The following is a 22,651-nucleotide window of genomic DNA, read 5'->3' as shown; positions in this document are numbered from 1 at the left end:
CGTCGGTCCCGGTGCCGTTACTGTCGGAATTTAGCCACTATAACCGGGGAGTACTAATCATTCACATCGGTAGACGCGCGCCTCCCACGGCCGGAGGCGGAACTCGCCGGAGAGGAGTTCCGAGACGGCCCGGCCTCCCGCGTCGTAGTTCGATAGCGCCAGCGTCGCGTCGTCGGCGTCGACGGGAACCTCGACGACCGTCTCCTCGCTCGCGAAGTTGAGGACGACGAACAGTCGCTCCTCGCCCAGCGTCCGCGCGTACGCCCACACCCGTTCGTGGTCCTGCACGAACGGTTCGTAGTCGCCGTAGACGACCGCGTCGTTCTCGTGGCGGAACTCGACGAGTCGCCGGTAGTACTCGTACACCGACGACTCGTCGGCGCGTTCGGCCGCGGCGTTCACCTCGGTGTAGTTGGGGTTGACGGCTATCCACGGGTTGCTCTCCGAGAATCCGGCGTACTCGTCGTCGGACCACTGCATCGGCGTCCGCGCGTTGTNTTGGGGTTGACGGCTATCCACGGGTTGCTCTCCGAGAATCCGGCGTACTCGTCGTCGGACCACTGCATCGGCGTCCGCGCGTTGTCCCGACTGTTGGCACGGAGGCCGTCGCGGACGGCGTCGAACGACGCCACCTCGCCGGAGTCGAGGGCGGTCCGGACGGGGTTGAGCGTCTCCACGTCGCGGAAGTCCCCGAGCGAGTCGAAGGGGTAGTTGGTCATCCCGAGTTCCTCGCCCTGGTAGACGTACGGCGTCCCTCGGAGCGTGTGAGTGAGGGTGCCGAGCAGTTTTGCCGACTCCCGGCGGTACTCCCTGTCGTCGCCGAAGCGCGAGACCATCCGGGGTTGGTCGTGGTTGTTCAGGTACAGCGAGTTCCACCCCTCGTCGGCGAAGGCGTCCTGCCAGCGGTCGAAGACGGCCTTCAGGTCGGTGAGGTCCCAGTCGCTCGTCTCCCAGATGCGGTCGCCCTGGTCGAGGAGGACGTGCTCGAAGTGAAACAGCATCGAGAGGCCGTCGCCGTCGTCGTCCGGCGAGACGAAGCGCCGCGCGTGGTTCAGCGGGAGGGGGTCGCCGATCATCTCGCCGACGGTGAGGAGTTCGCGGTCGAGGACGCGGTCGCGCATCTCGCCGAGGTACTCGTGAATCCGGGGGCCGTTGACGGGGAACTCGTCGTTCGGAAGGCCGTCCGGCTTGGAGACGAGGTTGATGACGTCCATCCGGAAACCGTCGATGTCCTTCTCTATCCACCAGTTCATCATCTCGAACACGTCGTCGCGGACGTCCGGGTTCTCCCAGTTGAGGTCCGGTTGCTTGCGGTCGAACAGGTGGAGATACCACTCGCCGGTCCCCTCGTGGTACTCCCAGGCCGGCCCGCCGAAGAACGACTGCCAGTCGTTCGGCGGCGCCTCACCCGCGGGGCCGATATCGTACTCGCGGTCCGCCTCCGCGGCGTCGCGACCCTCGCGCCAGAAGTAGTAATCGCGGTACTCGGCGTCCTTCGACTCGAGGGCGTTCTGGAACCACTCGTGCTCGTCGGAGGTGTGGTTCACGACGAGGTCCATGATGAGACGCATCCCCCGTTCGTGGAGGGCGTCCCGGAGGTCCTCCCAGTCGGCCATCGTCCCGTACTCCCCGTGGATGGCGCGGTAGTCGGCGATGTCGTAGCCGTTGTCCGCCTGCGGCGACTCGTACACCGGGTTGAGCCACACCACGTCCACCCCGAGGTCGTCGAGGTGGTCGACTCGCTCGGTGATGCCGGGGATGTCGCCGATTCCGTCCCCGTCGGAATCGTTGAAGCTCCGCGGGTACACCTGGTAGACGACCGCCTCCTTCCACCACCGTCGCGTCTCCCCGCCGGGCAGGCGTTCGTCCTTGTTCTCGCCAGTCGCGTCGTTCATACGCTGTCGTCGTCGGAGGCGCACTTAGCATCCGTGCCCGTCGGACGAGTCGGATGTTCTTTTACGCGGGGACTCGAACGGTCGCGTATGAGCGACGAGACCAGAGAGAACCCCGACGACGACTACGGCAACCCGAGCGAAGAGTTCGAGAGCGACCACGACCAGTACGCCGAGGCCCACCACTCCTCGGACCCCGGCCGCGTCACCGCCCCGATGCAGGAGTTCTCCGCCGGGAAGGCGGCGACGGGGTTCGTCGTCCTCGTCGTCGGTCTCGCGGTCATCTTCGGACTGCCGTTCCTCCTCTGAGTTCCCCTTCCCCTTTCGCCTCCCTTTTGCGTCGAGCGTCCCTAACGCCGGTGTGAAGTCTATCGTCGTCACCGAGTTCGGTTCCAGCGACGTCCTCGAAGCACGGGAGACCGAAACCCCCGAACCCGACCCGGGGGAGGTCAGAATCGAAGTCGCCGCCGCGGGACTCAACTTCGCGGACGTGATGCAACGGCGCGGCCACTACCGGGGCGGCCCGGAACCGCCGTTCGTCCCCGGGATGGAGGCGGCCGGGACCGTCGACGCCGTCGGCGACGACGTCGACAGGGAGGTCGGCGACCGAGTCGTCGCACTCGCCGACGGGGCGTACGCCGAGTACGTCACCGCGCCCGAGGCGTCGCTGTTCGACGTGCCCGAGTCGATGTCGTTCGCGGAGGCGGCCGGCTTCCCGGTCCAGTTCCTCACCGCGCACAACTGCCTGCACAACTGGGGCGACCTGACCGCCCACGACCGCGTCCTCGTGCACGCCGCGGCGGGCGGCGTCGGGACGGCGGCCGTCCAGTTGGCCGACCACGCGGGCGCGGAGTCGTTCGGCACCGCGAGCACCGAGGAGAAACTCGAACTCGCCTCGGACCTCGGTCTCGACCACGGCGTCAACTACGAGGAAGCGGACTTCCGCGAGACGGTCGACGCCGAGACGGACGGGGAGGGCGTCGACCTCGTGTTGGACGGCGTCAACGGCGAGACGTTCGATCGGAGCCTCGACGCCCTCGCGTCGTTCGGGCGCATCGTCGTCTACGGGGCGGCGTCCGGCGACGTGGCGCGGCCGGAGACGACCGACCTCCTGTTCGAGAACAAGTCCGTGCTCGGCTTCCACCTCGGCAACGCCATCGAGGAGGGCCCCTCGCGCGTCCTCGGCGCGGTGAGCGACCTCCAACGCCTGCTCGCGGAGGGGGAACTCGAAGTCGTCGTCGGCGAGACGTTCCCGCTCGAAGACGCCGCCGAGGCGCAGGAGTACTTAGAGACCAGACGGAGCGTCGGGAAGGTCGTCCTCGAACCGTAACGCAGATGAACTGAATACGACGACGGAACGTCGGCTACCAGACTTTTCAGCGGACCGTCCGAAGTCGAGGTATGCCCACCCGCACGTTCGAAATCGCTGACTACGACGTCGCGGTCGAACCGTGGAGCCCCATCAAACGACGCATCGTCGTCCGGTCGCCGGCCGACGGCGACGCCCCGCGCGAGGAGGCGACGCTCCTCTTCACCGAGAGCAGGACCGAGACCGGTCTCGTCTCCGGCGTCGACGGGTCCGACGGCGTCTCCGCGTGGACGTACTTCGACATGAGGGAGTTCGACGACGTGTTCCGCCTGCTGGAGTCCGACGGCGAGGCGTACCTGCACCTCGGACACGTGAGCGGAACCGGCGCCACCCGGTCGCTGTACTTCGTCTCCGTCGAGACGTCGGCGTCGGTGCCGGGCGACGACGACGAGGAGATAGAGTCGTCGCTCCCGTTCGGCGTGCAGAACGGCGAGGAGTCGCTGGAACTGCCGGGCGACGACGAAGGGAAGGCGCGCGTCCGCGACCGAACCGGAAAGCGTCGGAACTGACCGTCTACCGGCCGACGCTCGGCGCCGAACCCGGGCGCCCGGCGCTCAGTCTAGTTCTCGCGCGAGGACGTCCCGGAGTTCGGCGATGTCCTCGGCTTCGTACTCCAGCATCTCCCCGGCGACGGTCAGCGACAGCGTGCCGTCCGTCGTTGCCGACCCGAGCATCGTCACGGGGGCGACGCCGTCGAAGGCGGCGCGGACGGCGTCGGCGTCCGCCGTCTCCACGACGGCGCGGCCCGGCGTCTCGTCGAAGAGCGTGAGGAGGCTTCCGAGCGCCACGTCCGCGCCCGCTTCGGCGGTGACCATCTCCGCCAGCGAGACGGCGAGGCCGCCGTGGCTCACGTCGTGGACGGCAAGCGTCGTCTCGGCGTCGGCCACGTCGGCCAGCGTTCGCAGCACCTCGCTCGCGTTCTCGGGCAGGGCCGGGAACGCGTCGGACCCGCCCGCCCGCGCGAGGAACTCCGACCCGCCGAGGGCGCCGCCGGACTCGCCGACGAGGAGGAGTTCGCCCTCGCCCGCGAACGCGGCCGGCGGAGCGTCGTAGCCGGCTTTCGTCCCGATAGCGGCCAGCGTCGGCGTCGGCGGGATGGGACCGGAGACGGAGTCGTTGTACAGCGAGACGTTGCCGCCGATGACGGGCACCGAGAGCTCCCGGCACATGTCGGCGAGACCGTCGACGATGCCTTCGAAACCGCCGTACACGTCCGGCTTCTCGGGGTTACCGCCGTTGAGGCAGTCCACCGCGGCGAGGGGCGTCGCGCCCTTCGCCGCGAGGTTCGTCGCGTTCTCCAGGGCGACGGCGCGCGCGCCGTCGTACGGGGCGCACGTCGTCCAGTTGGGGTTGGCGCCCGAGGAGATGGCGAGTCCCGTCCCCGCCTCCCTGATGGCCATCACGGCCGCGTCGTCGCCGGGTCGGACCGCCATCCGGAGGCCGACCTCGTGGTCGTACTGGCGGTACACCCACCGCTTCGACGCCGTCGACGGCGATCCGACGACGGCCTCGAACGCCTCGGTGAGGTCCGCGTCCGGCAGGTCCCGCGCCGGTCGTTCGGGGTCGACCGAGTCGAGGTCGTTCATCGGCGCCCCCTCGGCGAGGAATTCGGGGGGCACGTCGACGACCGTCTCGCCGTCCTTGGTACAGACGTAGTTACCCTCGGCCACTTCGCCGATGACCGAACAGCCGAGGTCGTATCGCTCGGCTATCTCGGCGACCCGGTCGACGTTCACCGCGCGCACCTCGTAGCACATCCGCTCTTGGGACTCCGCCAGCAGGATTTCCAGCGCGCTCATGTTCGGTTCGCGCTGGTGGACGCGGTCGAGGTCGATTTCGGCGCCGAAGTCGCCCTTGGCGACGAGTTCGGAGGAGGCGCCGCCGAGACCCGCCGCGCCGAGGTCGCGGGCCGACTCGACGAGGCTCTCGGCGACCAGGTCCTCGTTGGCTTCTATCAGGAGTTTCTCCGAGTAGGGGTCGCCCACCTGCACGGCCGGGCGGTCCTCCGTCTCGGCGTCCTCCGCGAGGTCCTCGCTGGCGAAGGAGGCGCCGCCGAGGCCGTCCCGTCCCGTGGCGTTACCGACCAAGACGAGTTTGTTGCCGGCGGACTGCGCTTCGGCGGTGACGAGACGCTCCTCGTCCAGCAGACCGACGCAGGCGACGTTGACGAGGGGGTTACCCTCGTAGCCGTCGTGGAACTCGACGCTGCCGCCGACGGTGGGGACGCCGATGGCGTTGCCGTAGTCGGCGATACCCTCCACGACGCCCTCCAAGAGGTAGCGGGAGTGCTCGCGGTCGAACCCGCCGAAGTAGAGGCTGTCCGCGAGGGCGATGGGGTAGGCGCCCATCGACAGCGTGTCGCGGACGATGCCGCCGACGCCCGTCGCCGCGCCGTCGTAGGGGTCGACGTACGAGGGGTGGTTGTGGCTCTCGATTCCCATCGTGACGTACGTCTCGCCGTCGGGGTCCTCAACCTCGTTCCCGTCGGCGTCGTGCGTCGGCAGTCGGACGACGGCGGCGTCGTCGCCGGGGCCGACGACCACCTGCTCGCCCTCCGAGGAGAACGCCGAGAGGAGGGGGCGCGAGGAGCGGTAGGCGCAGTGTTCGCTCCAGAGGTTCTCGAAGAGCACCGTCTCCGCAGGTGTCGGGTCGCGTCCGAGTTCGGCCACGACGAGTTCGCGGTCCGCGTCGGAAAGACTCATTCACTGGTGTGGTCAGAACGCAGGCTATAAGGCCTTTCTATGTGCACGGATGTGGGTATCAACCGTCGCCGAACCGCCGGCCGGGCGGCGGGTCGGACCGCGCCGCTTTTCTAATCGGGGCGATAAGCGTTACCCGTGTTATCGGTCGAGTTGCACGCGCATTCGTCGCTGTCCTACGACGGCCGCGACCCGATAGAGCTCCTTCTCGAACAGGCGCAGGCGGTCGGACTTGACGCCCTCGCGGTCACCGACCACGACGAGATAGAGGCGAGTCTGCGCGCCGCCGACGTGGCCGAGGAGTACGGTCTCGTCGGAATCCCGGGTATGGAGGTGACCTCGGCGGCGGGGCACGTCCTCGGACTCGGCATCGACGAACTCGTCCCCGCAGGCCTCTCGTTCGACGAGACGCTGGCGGAGATACGCGACCAGGGCGGCATCGCCGTCGTCCCGCATCCGTTCCAATCCTCCCGACACGGGGTCGCCCCGCACATCACCCGCACGCAACTCGCCGGCGCCGACGCCATCGAGGTGTACAACTCGCGGCTGTTCACCGGCCGCTCGAACCGCAAGGCGGAGAAGTTCGCCACCGCGCGGAACCTCCCGCGGACCGCCGGCAGCGACGCCCACATCAGCGAGATGGTCGGGCAGGCGGTCACGAAGGTCGCCACGGACGACCGCTCGGTCGAGGGCATCCTCGACGCCGTCACCCGAGGAGAGACGAGCGTCGTCGGCAAGCGGACGCCGTGGCGCATCTCCCTCCGGCAGTTCGGCGGCGGCGTCACCCGCCGCGTGAAGCGCGGCGTCGCCGACCTCCTCTGATGCTCCGCGGGGCCGACCCGGAGACGGTCCGCGCCGCCGTCGAGTCGGGCGACCCCCTGCCCGGTACCGCCGGGTTCGCGGGCGAACTCGACGGTGCTCTCGTCCGCGACGTGCTCGGCCGGCAACCGCTCTTTTCCGAACGCGACGCCGCCGACCCGGGTGCGCCTGGCGCGTGGTCGTTCGACCGGCGTGACCTCGACGATCCGGTTCGCGTCCCGGCCGGGACCCGCCGGAGCGCCGACGGGGACGAGACCCCGTGGACGCTCCCGATGCCCGCCGTCGAGACGAACCGAGCCGAAGCGCTCTCGGCCGTCGCGGACGCCGTCACCGAGTCGGTTCGCGGCGTCGACGACGAGGGCCTCGCGGTGGCGTTCTCCGGCGGCGTCGACTCGGCCGTCGTCGCCGCGGGCGTCCCGGACGCCCCCTGCTACGTCGCCGGGTTCGGGGGCAGTCACGACGTGGCCGCCGCGCGCGACGCCGCCGCGGCGATGGACCGGCGGTTGCGCGTGGTCGAACTGACCCACGACGCCGTCCGCGAGGCCGTCCCCGAACTCGTCTCGATACTCGGCCGGACGAACCCGATGGACCTCCAGATAGCGCTCCCCCTCTACCTCGCGGCGAAGCGGGCGTCCGCCGACGGCTTCGACCGACTCGCCGTCGGACAGGGCGCAGACGAACTGTTCGGCGGGTACGCCAAGGTGGCCAAGGCGCCCGAGGACCCCCGCGTTGAGGCGGACACCGTCCGCGGCGCGACGACCGAGATGGTGCGGACGCTCCCCGACCAGTTGGAACGCGACGTGCTGTCGCTCCGCGCGGCGGGCGTCGAACCCGTGGCGCCCCTGCTCCACGACCGGGTCGTCGCCGCGGCCCTCCCGCTGCCCGGGGAACTGCTCGTCGCCGACGGCCGCCGGAAGGTGGCGCTCCGCGAGGCGGCGCGCCGACTCGTCCCCGAGTCGGTCGCCGCCGCGGAGAAGAAGGCCGTCCAGTACGGGACGTACGCCTCCCGGGAGTTGGACCGACTCGCCCGGCAGGCGGGCTACAAGCGGCGGATGGACGACCACGTCGAGACGTACGTCCGGTCGCTGGTCGAGGACGAAGGATAACCCCGCTCCGCGGCGTCAGTCCGCCCGGTCAGCGGCGTCGATGGCTTCTAACGAGAACTGCACGGTGTCGGCGTCCAGGTCGCTTTCCCGTAGAGCTTCTGCGTCGTACCACTCCCACGCCGCGGCGCCGGCCTCGTCGTCGCCCGCGGGGTCCACCTCGCGCGAGTCGACCGTCGCGTAGTAGACGTGGTCGATGTGCTGGTGGCCGACGCGGCCGTCCTCGCGGACGTCGATGTCGTACAGCATCTGGCGGCGCGGGTTGGGGAGGACGGTTCCGGCGGGGGCGGCCACCGGGTCCGTCTCGTCGAGCAACTCGGCGACGAGGCCCGTCTCCTCGCGGACCTCCCTGAGTCCCGCCTCGTGCGGGAGTTCGTCCCGGTCGACGTGGCCGCCGGGCGGGACGCGGATGCCGAGTCGCTCGTGTCGGTGCAGGGCGACGGCGCCGTCGTTGACGATGTACACCGTCGCGGTGAAGTGTCGCGTCGTCTCCATGGACGCCGGTTCGCGGGCACCGGGTTGGGTGTTACGTTCCGCTCCGAACCCTTCGGTGAGCGCGGTCCGGTTCCCGCGCGCGGACGAAAAGAGTCGAACGGAACAGAGCGGAGAGGAAAGGAGGGAAAGAGGAGGTGGAGGTATCGCCGGGCGGGGTGAGGCGTTGCCGGGCCGTTACGCCATCAGGTGCTCTTCGGCTTCGAGCAGTTCGTGATACCGGTTTCGGATGGTGACCTCGGAGATGTTGGCCACCTCGCTCACCTGACTCTGCGTCACCTTCTCGTTGGCGAGCAGCGAGGCGGCGTAGATGGCGGCGGCGGCGAGACCGACGGGCGATTTGCCCGAGTGGATTCCCTGCTCTTTGGCCGTCTTCAGGAGCTGTCGGGCGTGTCGCTCGGATTCGTCGGACAGGTCGAGGTCGGAGGCGAACCGCGGGACGTACTGCTCGGGGTCGGCGGGTTCGATCTCGAGTTTCAGTTCGCGGACGACGTAGCGGTACGTCCGGGAGATTTCGTCTTTGCCGACGCGGGAGACGTTGGTTATCTCGTCGAGCGACCGGGGCGTGCCGGCCATCCGCGCGGCGGCGTACAGCGCCGAGGTGGCGACGCCCTCGATGGAGCGGCCGGGCAGCAGGTCGTCGTCGAGCGCGCGGCGGTAGATGACCGAGGCCGTCTCGCGGACGTTGTCCGGGAGGCCGAGCGCCGAGGCCATGCGGTCTATCTCGCCGAGCGCCTGTTTCAGGTTGCGCTCCTTGGAGTCGCGGGTGCGGAACCGCTCGTTCCACGTGCGGAGTCGCTGCATCTTCTGACGCTGGTTCGAGGACAGGGAGTTGCCGTAGGCGTCTTTGTCCTGCCAGCCGATGTTCGTCGACAGCCCCTTGTCGTGCATCATGTTCGTCGTCGGCGCGCCGACGCGGGACTTCGAGTCGCGTTCCGAGGAGTCGAACGCGCGCCACTCGGGGCCGCGGTCGACGGCGTCCTCCTCGACGACCAACCCGCACTCCTCACACACCGTCTCGCCGTGCTCGCTGTCGTTCACGAGATTCGTCGAACCGCACTCGGGGCAGCGAAGCGTCTCGTCGTCCTCCTCTCGGGTCTCTTCTTCCTCTCCTTCGTTCTCGCGCGCGCGTGCGCTACGCGTACGAAAACTTCGGGTGGTTTCGGTCATTTTGGTTGGGTGCAGAGAATGGGTCGGAGGGTTCTCCGTGTTAGAGACTACGCGCGACGCGTCCATATATCTGATGGCTAGGGGACGACGAAATCGGGTCACCGGGGCGTCGCGGCGGCGTCTCGGACGTCTCGGCGCCCACACCGAAACCCTTACTCCCGACCCCCGGTTCGTGAGGAATATGAGCGAGACGCCCGTGGACGCCGATGAGGTGCGTCACGTCGCGGAGTTGGCGCGGGTGAACCTCGACGAGGACGAAGTCGAGGCGTTCACCGCCCAGTTCGCCGATATTCTCGACTACTTCGACGCCCTCGACGAGGTTCCGGAGGTCGAGTCCGAACCCGACCTCGTGAACGTGATGCGGACCGACGAGGTTCGCGACGGTCTGAGTCAGGAGGAGGCCCTGCAGAACGCCCCCGAGTCGGAGGACGGCTTCTTCAAAGGTCCGCGGGTGTCGTAGATGGGCGCGAACATCTTCATCACCGAGGAGACGGTCGACGGCGACGACGACGGCCCGCTTGCCGGAACGACCGTCGCCGTCAAGGACAACATCAGCACGGAGGGGGTCCGCACGACGTGCGGGTCCGCGATGCTGGAAGACTACGTCCCGCCGTACGACGCCACCGTCGTCGAACGCCTGAAGGAGGCCGGCGCGACGATCGTCGGCAAGACGAACATGGACGAGTTCGGGATGGGCGGGACCACGGAGACGTCGGCGTTCGGCCCCACCGAGAACCCCGTAGACCGAGAGCGCGTTCCCGGGGGGTCCTCGGGCGGGTCGGCCGCCGCCGTCGCCGCCGGCGAGGCCGACGTCGCACTCGGCACCGACACCGGCGGGTCGGTCCGCAACCCGGCCGCCTTCTGCGGCGTCGTCGGCATCAAACCCACCTACGGGTTGGTCTCCCGCTACGGTCTCGTCGCCTACGCGAACTCCTTAGAGCAGGTCGGCCCCATCGGTTCGACCGTCGAGGACGCCGCCGCCCTCCTCGACGTCGTCTCGGGCGCCGACGAACGCGACGCGACGACGCGGTTCGACCAGTCGACGGACGCCCACCCGGCCGAGGGGTCGAACTACGCCGCCGCCGCGGACGGCGACGTCGACGGTCTGACCGTCGGCGTCATCACGGACCTCCTCGACGGCGCGGACGACCGCGTCGTGGAGACGTTCGAGGACGCCGTCTCGGACCTCGAATCGCGCGGCGCCGAAGTGACGGAGGTCAGCCTCGAATCGCTGGAACACGCCGTGCAGGCCTACTACGTCATCGCCATGTCGGAGGCCTCCTCGAACCTCGCGCGCTACGACGGCGTGCGCTACGGCCTCTCGACGGGGACGGACGGCAACTGGAACGAGACGTACGCCGAGACGCGCGAGGAAGGCTTCGGCGCGGAGGTCAAACGGCGCATCCTCCTCGGCACGTACGCCCTCTCGGCGGGCTACCACGACAAATACTACAAGAAGGCCCAGGACGCCCGCGCGTGGATAAAACAGGACTTCGACGCGGCGTTCGAGGAGGCGGACGTCCTCGCGACGCCGACGATGCCCGTCCTCCCGCCGAAACTCGGCGAGAGCCTCTCGGACCCCCTCCAACTGTATCTGATGGACGCCAACACCGTCCCGGTGAACCTCGCGAACCTCCCCGCCATCTCCGTCCCGGCGGGCGAGGCGGAGGGCCTGCCGGTGGGTCTCCAGCTAATCGGACCGAAGTTCGGCGAGGAGACGATGATTCGGGCGGCCTCCGCGGTAGAGCGGTAGTTCGCGGGTTTTTCCTCCAGGTTTTGCGGGGGTGAACGGAGTGAACCCCCGGAAAAAGTGGGGTTGTAGACACCCCGACGCGGAACGGTTACTTGTCAGTCAACGCCCGCAGCGCCACGCCCGCGAGGATGGTCACGATGCCGATGATGGTCGCGATGGGCGGAATGGGGATGAACAGGAACACGACGCCGACGAGTATCACGATGGTCGAGAGCTTCATGCTTCGTTCGACGCACATCAGACGGAAAAACGTGGTTGCCACAGGACGTGTTCGTAGACTGTCACCGAATCCTACCTCTCGGGAGTTCGAGTCGGGTCTCGGGGTCGGGACCGAACCGCACCGCACCGCGTCGGAGCGAACCGCAACACGACAGTTTTTCGGCGGGTCCTCTCGGACTCGAAGGCAAGGATGTACATCATCATCGTCGGTGCCGGCAACATCGGCACGCCGCTCATCGAAATCGCCACAAAGGGCGGCAACGAGGTGGTCGTCATCGAACGCGACTCCGAGAAGGCCGACGAGGCCGCCGGCGCGTTCGACTGCCTTGTTATCAACGACGACGCGACGGAGAAGTCCACGCTGTCGGACGCGGGCGCGGACCGCGCCGACGCCCTCATCACGACGACCGATCAGGACGCGACGAACATCATGGTGTGTCTGCTCGCCAAGGAGTTGGAGATTCCCGACATCGTCTCCGTCGTTCACAACGCCGAGCACATGGACATCTACCGACGCATCGGCGTCAACACGATGGAGAACCCGCAGCGACTCATCGCCGAGTATCTCTATCGTGCCGTCAAGCGGCCCTCCATCGTCGACTACATGCGCATCGGCGAGCAGGCCGAGGTGTTCGAGATATCGGTCGACGAGGACGCACCCATCGCCGGCCTCACCATCGAGGAGGCCGCCTCATCGGGCCACCTCGACGACGACATGCTGATCGTCGCTATCGAGCGGGACGGGCGTGGAAACCCCATCACTCCGCGGGGAGACACCGTCATCGAGGCCGGTGACCTCCTCACCGTCTACTCCGCCGAGGGGGCGACGCCCGAGGTGACGGACCTGTTCGGCCACTACGAGGACCACTGATGTCGTCGTCCCGTCGCCCGACCGTCGCCGGGTGGCCCGCCGACCTGGCGACCATCGCCCGCGACGTGGGGTCGCTTCTCACCCTGGAGTCGGTGCTCATGACCGTCTCCGTCCTCGTCGCCCTCGCCTTCCGAGAGTGGTACGTCGCCCTCGCCTTCCTCACCGCCGGCGGGGTAACCGCGGCGGTCGGACTCGGCGCCCGCACCGCCTTCGCGGAGGCGCCCAACCCGCGCATGAAACACGGGATGATAATCGCGGCCGGCGGGTGGCTGATGACCGCCGTGTTCGGTTCGCTGCCCTTCCTCTTCGCGGCGTACTTCCTCCCACCGGACGTGGCCGCCTCGTACGTGCCCGCCGGCGCCGACTACGCGGCGTCGAGCGTCCGCTACTTCCGCAACCCCCTGCACGCCCTCTTCGAGAGCATGAGCGGGTGGACGGGGAGCGGACTGACGATGGCCGTCCACGAACCCTCTCTGCCCAGAGGCATCCAGTGGTGGCGCTCGCTCATCCAGTGGGTCGGCGGCGTGGGCGTCATCGTCCTCACCGTCTCCATCCTCGCGCGGCCGGGGAGCGGAAGCTACACGCTCTACCGCTCGGAGGCCCGCGAGGAGAAGATTCACCCGAGCATCATCACCACTGTTCGGACCGTCTGGAAGATATTCGTCGCCTACACCGTCGTCTCCGTCTGCGTCCTCTTCGTCGCCATCCGTCTCTCGGAGTACGGGTCGCAGTTGCCCCTGTGGCGGGCCGGCTGGCAGGCGCTCAACCACGCGATGACCGGCCTCTCGACGGGCGGATTCTCCGTCACGGATAACTCCATCGCGACGTACGATTCACCGCTCATCGAGGGGGTTCTCCTCCCTATCATGGCGCTCGGCGCCATCGCCTTCCCCGTCCACTACCTCGTCCTGCGCGACAGGGAGCTCTCGCACCTGTTCGAGGACTTACAGACGAAGTGGCTGTTCGTCGGCTTCGCCGTCGGTATCGCCGTGCTCATCGCGCAGAACGTCGCTTCGATTCCCGCTACCGACGGCGCGTTCGTCGGCACGCCCGAGTGGTTGGGCGTCGGTGCGTTTCTCGGCCCGGCCGCCGCCGACGCCTTCCGCGACTCCGTGTTCCAGTGGATCAGCGCGCTCACCTGTACGGGCTTTCAATCGGCGCCCATCGGCCGGTGGGCGGCGGGCGGGAAACTCATCGTCTCGGGGGCGATGATCGTCGGAGGCGCGGCGGGGTCGACCGTCGGCGGCATCAAAATCATCCGCGCGTACACCATCAGTCGCGGCATTGCATGGCAGTTCTCCCGCGTGTTCCTGCCGGCGAACGCCGTCGTCGGCATCACGATGAACGGCCGCCGCCTCGACCGCAACGAGATGGAACGGGAGTTCAGCGAGGCTGCCATCGTCTCCATCCTCTGGCTCATCATCCTCGTCGCCTCCAGCCTCCTGCTCGTCAACCTCGCCGCACCCCAGTTCACCTACGCGGACGCGCTGTTCGAGGTGGCCTCCGCGCAGGGCAACGTGGGCCTCTCGACGGGCATCACTGGTCCGGAGATGAACCCGTTCGCCGAGGCGATGTTCCTCCTGAACATGTGGATCGGTCGCTTGGAGATAATCCCGGTGTTGGTGTTCGCGCGGTCCGTCGTCTACGGGCTGGACCCCTGAGCGGACGTGTCATTTCGACCCCGAAAAACTGTTTTACGGCGACGCGACGACTCGCTCGTATGGACAATTCCTTCGCCGAGACGGTCCCGAGGTGGACGTGGCGGTTCGCGGCCGGCAGCGCGACGCTCGCGGTTCTCTCGTATCTCTTCGGCGGTCCCGGGACGGAACTGCTCACCGGCGCACTCGCCGCGGCGTTTCTCGCCGTCTCGGGCTACATCCTCTACGAGTGGAGACGCGGCCGCGAGGGACCGCCCCGAAACGGCGGTGGCGACGACGAGGGGCAGGGGCAGATGCACCGGACGGAGACGACGGCCGAAGCGGGCGGCGACGGCGGCCCGTAGCTCCCGTCAGTTCGTAGTTCTTCGTCCGCGTCACCGCCGCCAGTACTCCGGCGTCAGGAGCACGAGCACGGGCAGTATCTCCAGCCGTCCGATCCACATTAGCGCGACCATGAACAGTTTGCCCGCGTTCGAGAAGGTGATGTAGCTACCCATGGGACCGACGACACCGAACCCCGGACCGACGTTGCCGAGCGTGGCCGCGACGGCGGACATCGTCTCGAGGACGGTGAACGTCTGCCCGTACCGCACCGAGTCGAGGAACAGGAGACCGGAGGCGACGAAGAAGATGACCAAGTAGAGGAGGGTGAACGCGTAGATGCCGCGAATGGCGCGTTCGTCGAGAGCGCGGCCGGCGAGTCGGACGGGGCGGACCGCTTCGGGGTGGCCCGTCGTGAACAGCTCCCGGCGGATGGACTTCAGGATGACGTACCAGCGGACGACTTTCACGGACCCGCCCGTCGACCCGGCCGACCCGCCGATGAACATCGCGAACAGGAGGACGTACTTCGCGGCCGGACTCCACGCGTTGAAATCCATGCTGGCGTACCCCGTCGTCGTCACGATGGAGACGACTTGGAACAGCGCCTGCCGGACCGCGGGTTCGACCTGTCCGGCGACGAGATTCGAGAACTCCGCGAGGTACGCGGCGTCGAACGTCTCCCCGCTCGGAGCCGCAGAGACGAAGCCCGCGCCCGCGAACAGGAGCATCGAGAGGATGGCCGTGAGAACCGCCATCACGCCGACGTAGGAGCGGAACTCCGTATCCCCGAAGATGCGCCGCGGGTTTCCGGTCAGCGCGTGCCAGAACAGCGCGAAGTTCGTCCCGGCGGCGATCATGAACGGAATGATTATCCACTGCGCCGCCGCCGAGAACGCCTCGATGCTGCGCGCCTCCGGGGAGAACCCGCCCGTCGGCATCGTCGTGAGGGCGTGCGCGACGGCGTTGTAGAGGGTCATGCCGTCGTCGATGCCGAGCAGGAACAGCCCGTACAACAGCGTGGCTTCGAGGACGGTGAAGCCGAGGTAGGCGCCCCAGAGCGCGCGAGCCGTCTCCGCGATTCGGGGGCTGAGTTTCTCGATTCCGGGGCCGGGCGCCTCGGCGTCCATCAACTGCGCGCCGCCCACCGAGAGCTCCGGCAGGATGGCGACGGCGAGGACGACGATACCCATCCCGCCGAGCCACTGGGTTAGCTGCCGCCACATCATGATGCCGCGGGTGTGGGCGTCGAACGATATCTCGCCGAGCACCGTCGCGCCCGTCGTCGTGAACCCGCTCATGCTCTCGAAGAGGGCGTTGGCGGGGTTTCCGAGCGTCGAGGCGGGACGGACCGCGGCGACGACGGGCGGGATGCCGTGCGCCTCGACGAGGTACGGGACGGCGCCGACGACGGCGACGGTGAGCCACGTTAGCGCGACCATGAGAAAGCCCTCGCGGGCGCGGATGTCCGGGTCGGGGTCCAATCGCTCCAAGCCGGCGCCGAGAGCGACGGTCAGGAGCATCGTGACGACGAACGGGACCACCGTCTCGCCGTAGTACAGCGCCACGAGGAGCGGAAAACAGAGCGGGACCGTGAGGTACTTGAGGACGGTTCCGACGAGGCTGAGGCTGGCCCGGTAGTCGACGCGTAGCTTCATGGACGTACTGTCCCCGTCCTCCCGGGTCGACGCGTACTAGCTCGTTGGGCCGTCAGCGGATCCGTCACCGGGGCGAACGATCGAGGGCTCACAGTCTGGGGGTCACCTCGTTGACGACGGCGGCGTCGACGAAGAGGACGACGTGGTCGCCAGCCTCGACGACGGTGTCCCCGCGTGGGGTGATGAACTCCCGGTTGCGCGTGATGGCGCCGACGACGACGCCGTCGGGGAGTCGCTTGATGGACTCGCGTATCTCGCGGCCGGCGAGGACGCTCGCGTCGTCGACCTCGATTTCGAGCACCTCGGCCTTGTCGGACTCGATGAGCGCGACGTTCTCCGCGCCGCCCTCGCGGGTGAACCGCGTTATCTCCTCCGCGACGACTTCGCGGGGACTCACGCCCACGTCGACGCCGACGGCCTCGAACAGGTCGACGTAGTCGGTGGTGTCGATGACGGCGACGGTGCGTTCGACGCCCAACCGGGCGGCGAGAAGCGAGACGAGGAGGTTCTTCTCGTCGGATTCGAGAGCGGCCACTACGAGGTCGGCGTCGCCGACGTGCTCGCGTTCGAGGAACTCCATGTCCGTGGCGTCAGACTCCATCACGACGGTTCCGGGTAGTTCCTCGGCGAGCCTCCGCGCCCGTTCGGGGTCGCGTTCGATGAGGCGCGGGCGGAACCCGCGCTCTTCGAGCAGTCGGGCGACGTGGTAGCCGACTTCGGACCCGCCGACGATGACCACCTCCTCGGCCGTCCCCGGCGACTCGTCCGGGGCGACCGACCGCGCGAACTCCTGGACGCTCTTCGGCGTGCCGATGACGACGACGCGGTCGTTCGGTTGGATGACCGTCTCCCCGCGGGGTATCTCGACGGTGCCGTTCCGCAGGATGGCGGCGAACGTCAGCGCCTCGAAGCGGTCGGCCTCGCGGATGGTGACGTTCGAGACGGGGCTGTTCTCGGCCACCTCGAACTCCGCCATCTGCACCTGCCCGCCGGCGAAGGGGTCCACGTCCCGCGCGGCCGGGAGGCCGATGATGCGCACGATGGACTCCGCGGCGAGCAGGTTCGTACACACCATGAAATCGATGCCGAACGCCTTCTTCGAGCGCTGCCACGTCCGCAGGTACTCGGTGTTCTTCACGCGGGCGATGGTGAACGCGTCGCTGATGGCCTTCGCCGTCGAGCAGACGACGATGTTCGTCTCGTCGTCGTCCGTCGAGGCGATGACCATCCCGGCGTCGTCGATGCCCGCCTCTTCGAGCGTCGAGACGGCCGTGCCGTCGCCGGCGATGGCTAACACGTCGTGCGAGTAGTTCAGGTCCTCGACGAGTTCGGCGTCCGAGTCGATGATGACGACCTCGTGCACGTCGGCGAGGTCGGCCGCGATGCTCGACCCGACCTGTCCGGCGCCGACGATAACTACGCGCACCCGTCGCTCCCTCCGAGTACCATCTCTGTGAAGGGTTTCGACCGAGCCGGTATTCTTCTTTCGACATCCGCCGGCCGGAGAGTGCGCGCCTCCGGGCCGATGCACCCCGATTCGCTCAGCCCTTCCGCCGGTCGACGGTCAGTTCGACGGGGCGGCGACGGCCTTCGAGGTCCTCGACGATGCGGGAGACGACGCGTTCGGCCTCCTTCTCTAAGGCGGGTTTCAGCTTGTCGATGACCCACCCGAACGAGACGAACCGCGGGAGGTTGAGCGTGCTCTCGTCGGCGGAGTCGGCGTCGTAGGTGACCTCGAAGATGACGCGACAGGCGGTCTCCGCGTCCGCGGGCGCGCGGTCGGGGAGTTCGTCCAACTCCTCGACGTGCCAGTGTCCGTGCGCGCGGAGGTCCTTGACGATTCGCCAGTCGATCCGGTCGGGGGGGTGCAGTTCCGTCACCTCCGAGACGGCCGTGTAGTTGAGTTTCCACCATGAGAAGCGCATCGCGTACCGCGTCCCCGCCTCGCCGTCACCCGTCCGACGGGTCACGTCGGTGAGGTGTTCGGAGTAGTGTACGTACCGAGGGAAGTCGGCGAGAAAGTCGTACACCTCCTCGGGCGGCAGGTAGACGACGGTGCTGACGACGATTTCGTCCACGACTTCGGGGTTCGGAGGCTGCGAACAAAGCCTTGTGGGAAACGCCCGCGGCGGAACCACAACGTTGATAGCTCTGACAACGAACTGTCGAGTCGAGATGGTGGGTGGGACCCTTAGAGATATTCGATCGCACGTGAGCGGACTGTCCGCGCCGACGGGACCGTACGCCGTGGTCTGTGCGCGTACGGCGCGCGAACCCGTTCCGCTGGCGGGCGAGCGTTTCGACAGCCGCGAGGACGCCGAGCGCGCGGCCGATATGGCCGACGAGTATCACTCCGCGCTCCGGCGGTACGACCCGGAGGCGCCGCGACATCACCTAATCGTCCGCGACGCCGCCGGTCCGCCCGCCCCCCGGTCGAACGCCGATTCCGACGTTCGACTGCGCTACGTCGCCTTCTGTCACGACGTCTCCGGCGCGGTGTTCGAGGCGCTTTCGGAGACGGGCTTTCGAGCCGCCGAGTCCGCCGCGATGGAGACGTACCTGACGCTGGCGGAAGTGGTCGAAGACCGCGACGACTTCTGTCTCGCGATGCTGTGGAGCGCGATGAACGAACTGGACATCGGACTCGACGCCGCCGACCAACGGACCGTCGTCGACGCCGCAGCGGAACTGTTCGGCGGGACGACCCGCGGCGCGACGCGACCCGCACCGACGGTCGGGTCGGCCTTAGAGCGGACGCTCGCGCGGCTCGACGAGGCGTCGTTCCTCGACGGCTACGACGTGGCGGCGTGCGCCGGCGGCGACGCGTGGGAGGCGACGTTCGCCGACTACGCCCTCGCCGAACGGACCGGTCGACTTCCGACGCTGCCGATAGCGGTCGACCTCGTGCGTCGACTCCCCGATCGCCCCGTCGCGTTCACCGAGGCGACGCCACTGGCGGACCGCCGGTGGCGGCTCCGCGTCGAGGCGGTCGACCTCTCGGACTCGAACGCAGACGACCCCGCCGGCCTCGTCAGCCTCGACGCGGCCGACGAGGGGCGGTTGAACGAGACCGACTACCGACTGTAGTCGCCGGCGCGTCCGCCCCGACTCCACCCCGACTCCGAACCGCTCTCTCCTCGCCGCGTCGTCGCCGGAACCGACGGACTCATTCTCGCCAGCGCGGTACCCCGTTTATGCAGCGAGACGAACACGCGCACGGTCCGACCGACGTCCTCGTGGTGGGCGGCGGTGTCGCCGGCCTCACCGCCGCGACCTTCACCGCCCGCGCCGGACTCGACACGCTCGTCGTCAACGACGGCGAGAGCATCTTGAACCGCAACGCCCACCTGGAGAACCTCCCCGGCTTCCCGGCCGGCGTGAACGCCCGACTGTTCGGCGACCTGCTCCGCGAGCAGGCGGACCGCAATAGCGTCCGGCGGCGCGAGGGGCGCGTCGTCTCGGTCGGACGCGTCGAGGAGGACGGCGAGGCGGGCGTGCGGTTCGTCGCCGAGGTGGAGGCGGAGGACGCCGTCGAGACGGTCCGGACCTCTGCCGTCGTCGCCGCGTCGTGGTCCGACGCCGACTACCTCGACGACCTGAACGTGACCACCCGCGAGGCCGGGAGCAAGCGCTACGTCGACGTGGACGAACGGGGCCGCGCCTCGGTCGAAGGCGTCTACGCCGCCGGCCGACTCGCCGAGAAGTACCACCAAGCGGTCGTCTCGGCCGGCCACGGCGCCGAGGTCGGTCTGACGGTCGTCCACGACAGCGACGCCGCCTACTACCACGACTGGGTCGCCCCGGAGGGCTACTTCACCGACCGCGGGCGCGAGGTGCCGCCGGGGTGTGAGGAGATAGACGCCGAGGAACGAGAACGCCGCGAGGCCGAGTCCCGCGAGGTGATGACCGACTTCTTCGCCGACCCCCACCCCGGACCCNCGGGGTGTGAGGAGATAGACGCCGAGGAACGAGAACGCCGCGAGGCCGAGTCCCGCGAGGTGATGACCGACTTCTTCGCCGACCCCCACCCCGGACCCCAGCGGACGCATCCGAGCCTGGTCGAGGACGAACGCGGGCGAGTGGACGAGTAAGAGAGGAGGGACGGCGTCGAGAGCGAACCGCTCACTCGTAGGCGACGAGTCCGCCCGCCGTGGCGAGGTACACCTGCGACCCGGCAACGATGAGCGCCTCGGGCGTTCGCTCCGTCGCCAGCACCCACCGTGTCTCACCCGTCGCCACGTCCAACGCGTGGACTCGTGCGGAGTGTCCGTCGGTCGCTTCGGCGAACAGACAGGTGTCTCCCGCGACGACGAGCGAGGTACCCCACTCGGCCACGGACAGGTCCTCCCGAGTCCAGCGGGTCTCGCCCGAGGAGAGGTCGAGCGCGGTGACGGTCCCCTCAACGTCGCCGAAGACGCCAGTTCCGTAGAGGACGGCCGACTGGTCGGACGCCACCGCGAGGTGTGAATGGCCCCCATCGCTCGATATCGAGCGGACGTGCGTGCCGTCGCGACGGTAGACGTGCAGGTTCCCGCGCGTTCGCCCGCCTCCCGCCCGGTCGGTATCTCCGAGGACGACGTACTCGTCGGTGACGACCGGCCAGGTCGGACCACCGGGTGCGTCCGACACCCACTCGGTCGACGGGGGTCGGCCGAGCAGTGATTCGGGGGACGACCGGGGCGAAAGCGACAGTAGCGGTCCCGGTCCGGCGACGTACAGTTCGTCAGCGGCGAGTGCGGGATACGTCGCCCCCGACCCGCCGGTGTCGGCGAACGTCCACTGATAGTCGCCGTTCGAGTCGAACACCGAGAGGCGGCCATGCCCCCCGAGGAGGACGCCGTCGCCGGTCGGAAGCACGCCGTATATTCGCGCTTCTCCTCCGGAGTTCTCCGGGTAGGCAGTCTGCCACCGGAACGTCCCGTCGCGGTCGAACGCGCGAGCGTATCGTCCGTCAGCCGTGTAGAGCGAGTCGGGTGCGAGCGCCGCCGCCCGTGGGAGGCCGGCGGCGGGCGTCTGGTCTCTCCCGTAGGTTCCCCACTTCCACGCGCCGTCGTCTCGGCTCACGACAGTCGTCCCGTTCGCTCGGACCGCATAGAGCGAGTCGGCCGAGGCAAGGAGCTCGACGGGGGGACCTGTCTGAAACGCCCGAGACCAGCGTCGCCCGGGCTTGGATTCGGGCGGTGTTGCCTCCGGCGCGCAGGCCGTGTTCCGTACGTCGCGGCGAGCGGTGTGCCACTCACCCGTTGGCGTCTCCGGTGCGTCGAAGTCGCTCCCGGTGCAGCCCGCGAGACCACTCGCGGCGGCGACGGCTGCGAGTCGGAGTACATCACGTCTGGAGGGCATCGTTCGGTTGTGTGCGACCGATGCTATCAGTCTTCTCTCGGTCACGAGGAACCGACCGGACGGTTTTACTCCGCCCGTCTCGAATCTCACGACCATGTTAGAAGGCGTGAACGTCGTCCTCGGCGTCTCGGGGAGTATCGCCGCGGTGAAGGTGGTCGAGTTGGCCCACGAACTCCGGCGTCGGGGGGCGTCGGTCCGCGGCGTGATGACCGAGAGCGCGCGGGGTATCGTCCACCCGTGGGCCGTCGAGTTCGCCACCGGGAACGACGTGGTGACCGAGATAACGGGCCGCGTCGAACACGTCGAACTCTGCGGCCGCGACGGGTGGGCGGACGTGCTCTTGCTGGCGCCGGCGACGGCGAACACCGTCGGGAAGATAGCGAGTGCGGTGGACGACACCCCCGTGACGACGTGCGCGACGACGGCTCTCGGCGCGGGCGTGCCCGTCGTCGTCGCCCCCGCGATGCACGAACCGATGTACGACCACCCCGGCGTGTTGGACGCCATCGACCGCATCGAGTCGTGGGGCGTCCGCTTCGTCGACCCGAGGGTCGAGGAGGGGAAGGCGAAGATAGCGACCGAGGAGGCCATCGTCACCGACGTGGCCCGCGCGACGGCCGAGCAGACGCTTGCGGGGAAACGAGTCGTCGTCACCGCGGGCGCGACGGCCGAACCCGTCGACCCCGTGCGCGTGCTGACGAACCGCGCCTCGGGGAAGACGGGCCGGGAGGTGGCCCGCGCCTGTTACGTCCGCGGCGCGGACGTGACGCTGGTGCAGAACGGCGCGGACGCGCCGTACGCCGAGACGGTCCGCGTCGAGACGGGCGCTGAGATGCTCGAGGGCGTTCGAGATTCGGTGGCGGACGCCGACGCCCTCGTCTCCGCGGCGGCCATCTCCGATTACACCGTCGAGGCGGCGGCGGAGAAACTCCGTTCGGGCGAACCGCGGACGCTCGACCTCGAACCGACGCCGAAACTCATCGACAGCGTGCGCGAGGCCCGCCCCGACCTCCCCGTCGTCGGGTTCAAGGCCGAGACGTCCGGCGACGACGAGGCGATGGTGGCGGCGGCGCGGCGGATTCTCGACCGCGCCGGACTGGCGTTCGTCGTCGCCAACGACGCCGCCGTGATGGGCGAAGAGGCGACGCGAGCGCTGTTCGTCCGCGCCGACGACGTCGCGGTGTTCTCGGGGTCGAAGGCCGACTTGGGCGCGCGCGTCGCAGACGAGTTGGCCGCGGAACTGGCGTGAGAGCGGGGAGCGGAGAGCGGAATGAAAGAGAGAAG

21 protein-coding genes and 1 pseudogene are annotated in these 22,651 nt (G+C 68.6%); 13 read left to right on the top strand and 9 right to left on the bottom strand.

All coding sequences use genetic code 11. The annotated features are described in order from the left end of the window. Positions 1-57: 57 nt before the first annotated feature. Positions 58-1,895 (bottom strand): annotated as a pseudogene (locus tag C474_RS18575) (glycoside hydrolase family 13 protein). Between the two features lie 87 nt (positions 1,896-1,982). Between C474_RS18575 and C474_RS18570 the strand changes: the two are divergent. From C474_RS18570 to C474_RS18560, 3 genes are all read left to right on the top strand, one after another. Further along, positions 1,983-2,201 carry a DUF7550 family protein gene (locus C474_RS18570; protein ID WP_008389581.1) on the top strand — a complete coding sequence of 73 codons (219 nt, stop codon included), beginning with the start codon at positions 1,983-1,985 and terminating at the stop codon, positions 2,199-2,201. A 52-nt stretch (positions 2,202-2,253) separates the two neighbouring features. After that, on the top strand, positions 2,254-3,222 hold the full coding sequence (locus tag C474_RS18565; protein ID WP_008389580.1) for a quinone oxidoreductase family protein: 969 nt from the start codon (positions 2,254-2,256) through the stop codon (positions 3,220-3,222). A 71-nt stretch (positions 3,223-3,293) separates the two neighbouring features. Beyond that, a complete protein-coding gene (locus C474_RS18560; RefSeq protein ID WP_008389579.1) occupies positions 3,294-3,770 on the top strand; it encodes a hypothetical protein in 477 nt (158 codons plus the stop codon). Between the two features lie 45 nt (positions 3,771-3,815). On the opposite strand, the gene purL is transcribed toward C474_RS18560, so the two are convergent. After that, positions 3,816-5,963, bottom strand: coding sequence for a phosphoribosylformylglycinamidine synthase subunit PurL (purL, locus tag C474_RS18555; protein WP_008389578.1), 2,148 nt, complete (start codon positions 5,961-5,963; stop codon positions 3,816-3,818). A gap of 135 nt (positions 5,964-6,098) precedes the next feature. Here purL and C474_RS18550 point away from each other — a divergent pair, with 135 nt between their 5' ends. Both C474_RS18550 and C474_RS18545 read left to right on the top strand, forming a co-directional pair. After that, the gene (locus tag C474_RS18550; RefSeq protein ID WP_008389577.1) at positions 6,099-6,782 is read left to right on the top strand and encodes a PHP domain-containing protein; all 684 of its coding nucleotides are present in this window, start codon (positions 6,099-6,101) and stop codon (positions 6,780-6,782) included. Continuing rightward, positions 6,782-7,885, top strand: a complete 1,104-nt coding sequence (locus C474_RS18545) for an asparagine synthase C-terminal domain-containing protein (protein WP_008389576.1) — start codon at positions 6,782-6,784, stop codon at positions 7,883-7,885. The genes C474_RS18550 and C474_RS18545 overlap by 1 nt, the downstream gene beginning before the upstream one ends. A 15-nt stretch (positions 7,886-7,900) precedes the next feature. On the opposite strand, the gene C474_RS18540 is transcribed toward C474_RS18545, so the two are convergent. Then, positions 7,901-8,377 (bottom strand): NUDIX domain-containing protein, encoded by a 477-nt coding sequence (locus C474_RS18540; protein ID WP_008389574.1) that lies wholly within the window; start codon positions 8,375-8,377, stop codon positions 7,901-7,903. A 174-nt stretch (positions 8,378-8,551) separates the two neighbouring features. Then, complete coding sequence (locus tag C474_RS18535) at positions 8,552-9,544, bottom strand: transcription initiation factor IIB (RefSeq protein WP_008389572.1); 993 nt, start codon at positions 9,542-9,544, stop codon at positions 8,552-8,554. Between the two features lie 181 nt (positions 9,545-9,725). On the opposite strand from C474_RS18535, the gene gatC reads away from it, so the two are divergent. Then, complete coding sequence (gene gatC / locus C474_RS18530) at positions 9,726-10,004, top strand: Asp-tRNA(Asn)/Glu-tRNA(Gln) amidotransferase subunit GatC (RefSeq protein WP_008389570.1); 279 nt, start codon at positions 9,726-9,728, stop codon at positions 10,002-10,004. Beyond that, positions 10,005-11,297 carry an Asp-tRNA(Asn)/Glu-tRNA(Gln) amidotransferase subunit GatA gene (gene gatA, locus C474_RS18525; protein ID WP_008389564.1) on the top strand — a complete coding sequence of 431 codons (1,293 nt, stop codon included), beginning with the start codon at positions 10,005-10,007 and terminating at the stop codon, positions 11,295-11,297. A gap of 88 nt (positions 11,298-11,385) precedes the next feature. On the opposite strand, the gene C474_RS18520 is transcribed toward gatA, so the two are convergent. Next, the gene (locus C474_RS18520; RefSeq protein WP_049917185.1) at positions 11,386-11,517 is read right to left on the bottom strand and encodes a hypothetical protein; all 132 of its coding nucleotides are present in this window, start codon (positions 11,515-11,517) and stop codon (positions 11,386-11,388) included. Between the two features lie 189 nt (positions 11,518-11,706). On the opposite strand from C474_RS18520, the gene C474_RS18515 reads away from it, so the two are divergent. Genes C474_RS18515 through C474_RS18505 form a run of 3 tightly spaced genes read left to right on the top strand, consistent with a single transcriptional unit; the run spans position 11,707 to position 14,389 of the window. Further along, positions 11,707-12,387, top strand: coding sequence for a potassium channel family protein (locus C474_RS18515; protein WP_008389560.1), 681 nt, complete (start codon positions 11,707-11,709; stop codon positions 12,385-12,387). Then, positions 12,387-14,048 (top strand): TrkH family potassium uptake protein, encoded by a 1,662-nt coding sequence (locus C474_RS18510; protein ID WP_008389559.1) that lies wholly within the window; start codon positions 12,387-12,389, stop codon positions 14,046-14,048. Before C474_RS18515 ends, C474_RS18510 begins: the two co-directional genes overlap by 1 nt. A gap of 59 nt (positions 14,049-14,107) precedes the next feature. Beyond that, the gene (locus tag C474_RS18505; RefSeq protein ID WP_008389556.1) at positions 14,108-14,389 is read left to right on the top strand and encodes a hypothetical protein; all 282 of its coding nucleotides are present in this window, start codon (positions 14,108-14,110) and stop codon (positions 14,387-14,389) included. 30 nt (positions 14,390-14,419) lie between these two features. Here C474_RS18505 and C474_RS18500 read toward each other — a convergent pair whose 3' ends face one another. From C474_RS18500 to C474_RS18490, 3 genes are all read right to left on the bottom strand, one after another. Further along, positions 14,420-16,024, bottom strand: coding sequence for a TrkH family potassium uptake protein (locus tag C474_RS18500; protein ID WP_008389555.1), 1,605 nt, complete (start codon positions 16,022-16,024; stop codon positions 14,420-14,422). Positions 16,025-16,112: 88 nt separating this feature from the next. Further along, positions 16,113-17,450, bottom strand: coding sequence for a Trk system potassium transporter TrkA (gene trkA / locus C474_RS18495; RefSeq protein WP_008389553.1), 1,338 nt, complete (start codon positions 17,448-17,450; stop codon positions 16,113-16,115). Between the two features lie 115 nt (positions 17,451-17,565). Then, a complete protein-coding gene (locus C474_RS18490; protein WP_008389551.1) occupies positions 17,566-18,102 on the bottom strand; it encodes a type II toxin-antitoxin system RatA family toxin in 537 nt (178 codons plus the stop codon). Between the two features lie 97 nt (positions 18,103-18,199). Here C474_RS18490 and C474_RS18485 point away from each other — a divergent pair, with 97 nt between their 5' ends. Next, complete coding sequence (locus tag C474_RS18485) at positions 18,200-19,111, top strand: DUF7551 domain-containing protein (protein WP_049917177.1); 912 nt, start codon at positions 18,200-18,202, stop codon at positions 19,109-19,111. A 107-nt stretch (positions 19,112-19,218) separates the two neighbouring features. Then, the gene (locus tag C474_RS18480; protein ID WP_008389548.1) at positions 19,219-20,115 is read left to right on the top strand and encodes an FAD-binding protein; all 897 of its coding nucleotides are present in this window, start codon (positions 19,219-19,221) and stop codon (positions 20,113-20,115) included. A 31-nt stretch (positions 20,116-20,146) separates the two neighbouring features. Here the strand turns inward: C474_RS18480 and C474_RS18475 are convergent, their stop codons facing one another. After that, entirely contained in the window at positions 20,147-21,088 is a 942-nt protein-coding gene (locus C474_RS18475) for an outer membrane protein assembly factor BamB family protein (RefSeq protein WP_008389546.1), read from the bottom strand. A 373-nt stretch (positions 21,089-21,461) separates the two neighbouring features. Between C474_RS18475 and coaBC the strand changes: the two genes are divergently transcribed. Further along, on the top strand, positions 21,462-22,616 hold the full coding sequence (coaBC, locus tag C474_RS18470; protein WP_008389544.1) for a bifunctional phosphopantothenoylcysteine decarboxylase/phosphopantothenate--cysteine ligase CoaBC: 1,155 nt from the start codon (positions 21,462-21,464) through the stop codon (positions 22,614-22,616). The last annotated feature ends 35 nt before the right edge of the window (positions 22,617-22,651 follow it).

The organism is Halogeometricum pallidum JCM 14848 (assembly GCF_000337095.1).
GTDB classification, from domain to species: domain Archaea; phylum Halobacteriota; class Halobacteria; order Halobacteriales; family Haloferacaceae; genus Halogeometricum; species Halogeometricum pallidum.
This window is presented reverse-complemented; position numbering and strand designations above follow the sequence as displayed.

Coding starts and splice junctions, on each gene's coding strand:
- C474_RS18570 (WP_008389581.1), top strand. CDS start 1,983: ATGAGCGACGAGACCAGAGAGAACCCCGACGACGACTACGGCAACCCG.
- C474_RS18560 (WP_008389579.1), top strand. CDS start 3,294: ATGCCCACCCGCACGTTCGAAATCGCTGACTACGACGTCGCGGTCGAA.
- purL (WP_008389578.1), bottom strand. CDS start 5,963: ATGAGTCTTTCCGACGCGGACCGCGAACTCGTCGTGGCCGAACTCGGA.
- C474_RS18545 (WP_008389576.1), top strand. CDS start 6,782: ATGCTCCGCGGGGCCGACCCGGAGACGGTCCGCGCCGCCGTCGAGTCG.
- C474_RS18540 (WP_008389574.1), bottom strand. CDS start 8,377: ATGGAGACGACGCGACACTTCACCGCGACGGTGTACATCGTCAACGAC.
- C474_RS18535 (WP_008389572.1), bottom strand. CDS start 9,544: ATGACCGAAACCACCCGAAGTTTTCGTACGCGTAGCGCACGCGCGCGC.
- gatC (WP_008389570.1), top strand. CDS start 9,726: ATGAGCGAGACGCCCGTGGACGCCGATGAGGTGCGTCACGTCGCGGAG.
- gatA (WP_008389564.1), top strand. CDS start 10,005: ATGGGCGCGAACATCTTCATCACCGAGGAGACGGTCGACGGCGACGAC.
- C474_RS18520 (WP_049917185.1), bottom strand. CDS start 11,517: ATGAAGCTCTCGACCATCGTGATACTCGTCGGCGTCGTGTTCCTGTTC.
- C474_RS18515 (WP_008389560.1), top strand. CDS start 11,707: ATGTACATCATCATCGTCGGTGCCGGCAACATCGGCACGCCGCTCATC.
- C474_RS18510 (WP_008389559.1), top strand. CDS start 12,387: ATGTCGTCGTCCCGTCGCCCGACCGTCGCCGGGTGGCCCGCCGACCTG.
- C474_RS18505 (WP_008389556.1), top strand. CDS start 14,108: ATGGACAATTCCTTCGCCGAGACGGTCCCGAGGTGGACGTGGCGGTTC.
- C474_RS18500 (WP_008389555.1), bottom strand. CDS start 16,024: ATGAAGCTACGCGTCGACTACCGGGCCAGCCTCAGCCTCGTCGGAACC.
- C474_RS18485 (WP_049917177.1), top strand. CDS start 18,200: ATGGTGGGTGGGACCCTTAGAGATATTCGATCGCACGTGAGCGGACTG.
- coaBC (WP_008389544.1), top strand. CDS start 21,462: ATGTTAGAAGGCGTGAACGTCGTCCTCGGCGTCTCGGGGAGTATCGCC.